The organism is Actinocorallia lasiicapitis (assembly GCF_054778695.1).
The window spans coordinates 1-1,891 of sequence record NZ_BAAGZI010000647.1 but is presented as its reverse complement, the minus strand read 5'-3'; the positions used below and the strand labels follow the sequence as shown (position 1 = coordinate 1,891).

Sequence of the window (1,891 nt, the reverse complement as noted above, 5' to 3'; positions counted from 1 at the left end):
CAGGGTCAGCGCGGCGCCGTGCAGGCCCATCGCCTCGCCCCGGGCGGAGGACGGCACCCAGCGGCTGAGCGTGTCCACGGAGCTGGACAGCGCTGGCGCGCACAGGAACCCGGCGGGCAGCAGCGCGAGCATCAGCCAGGGCCACCCGCCGACCAGGCCGACCGGGACGGTGAGCGCGCCCATCGTCGCGACCATCACCAGCGGCGAGATCTTCCGGGACAGGCCGCCGTAGACGAAGCCGCCGACCAGCGACCACAGGCACCAGACCGCGATGAACAGGCCCGTCCACTGGGTGGCGGAGTCGGCCTTGAGCGCGGCGACGATGCCGAGTTCGGTGGAGGCGAGGATGAAGGTCGTCGCGAACGTGACGCCGAACAGCCCGAACATCGCCGGGGTCAGCCACTGGCGGCGCGGCACCGGGCCGTCCCCGGCGTCCTCCTCGTCCTCGTCGACGATCGACGGGTTCAGCCTGATGAGCCCCGCGCCCGCGCAGAACAGGCCCGCGGCGATCGCGAACATCGTCCAGTGGCCGCCGATCCCCTGCACGGCGGCGACCGCGGCGGCCGGGCCGATCATGTAAGAGACCTCGACGAACATCCCGTCGAGCGCGAACGCCGGCTGGCGCTGCTCCGCCGGGACGGCCGCCGCGAGGCACTGCCGCACCACGCTGAACACGGGCAGTGACAGCACGCCTCCGGCCAGTGCCGCGACGACCAGCGGCCAGTACGGCAGGAACGACGCGACCGACCAGATGACGACCTGCGCGGTCGTCGTGACGAGCAGGACAGGACGGAGCCCGTACCGGTCAACGCACCGTCCCGCGATCGGCGCGCCGATCGCGACCCCGATGGTGGAGGCGGCGGCGACCAGTCCCGCACGGAAGAAGCCCAGCTCCAGCTCGTAGACGACATGGAGGGTGAGGGCCATGCCGGACGCCGTCAACGGGATCCGGGCGAGCAGCCCGGCCAGCATCAGCGCCCGCACACCCGGCAGTGCCAGGACCCTCCGGTAAGGCTCTACAGTCATCTGGTTCATTACCTCCGGTCGGACATTGTGCCAGTCGGCTTGACCATCCCGTCCAGGCATTTAGTCTGTGCCGACCGATCTGCCGGATCCGCTTGCCCCGGCGCGTTACGTTCAGTACATTCATCCGAGATCAAGCCGTGATCAACCCCCGAGGGTTGCGGACAGGAGAAGTACGCCCGTGGATTCCGTTGGCCAAAAGTTGCTGGAGCTCGGCAAGAAGGAGCTCGGTTACGGCGAGCGGTCGGACGGCTCGACGAAGTTCGGCGAGTGGTACACCAAGAACGTCGACGAGGACCACAACCCGTACTTCGACGACGCACCCTGGTGCGACATGTTCCTGGCCTACCTCGCGGACAAGGCGGGCGTCACCGACCAGGCCGGCGAGTTCGCCTCTACCCAGCAGCACGCCCAGTGGTTCAAGGACCAGGGCGCGACGACCAGCAAGCCCGAACCGGGCGCGATCGTCTTCTACGACTGGACGGGCAACAAGGATCTCGGCTCGATCTCCCACGTCGGGATCGTCATCGAGGTGTACGCCAACGGCAAGTTCAAGGCCCTCGAGGGCAACGCCGAGGACCAGGTCAAGTACAAGATCCGTGACGTGGACAGCGTCGCGACGTTCGCGCTGCCGAGCAAGGTGAAGGTCGCCACGTCCGCCAAGCCGGAGGCCGGGTACGCGCCCAAGCACGCCGCGCCCGCGCCGACCGTCGACCAGCTCACGCAGGCCCCCGCCGTGGTGACGACCTCGGGCCAGGCGCAGGAGGTCGCCGACGGCGGCTCCTACGAGCTGCCCGTCAAGGAGGCGGCGCTGACCGGCGCGGTCGGGATCGTGGTGCTCGCGGTCCTCGCGCTGGGCATGGCCAAG

General features: G+C 69.4%; 2 protein-coding genes. One reads left to right on the top strand and one right to left on the bottom strand.

What is annotated here, in order from left to right:
- The coding region (locus tag ACYVE7_RS33345; RefSeq protein WP_460370478.1) for an MFS transporter at nucleotides 1-1,026 on the bottom strand (1,026 nt) is incomplete at its 3' end.
- A gap of 178 nt (nucleotides 1,027-1,204) precedes the next feature.
- On the opposite strand from ACYVE7_RS33345, the gene ACYVE7_RS33340 reads away from it, so the two are divergent.
- Nucleotides 1,205-1,891: CHAP domain-containing protein (locus ACYVE7_RS33340; protein ID WP_460370476.1), on the top strand; the 687-nt coding region annotated here is incomplete at its 3' end.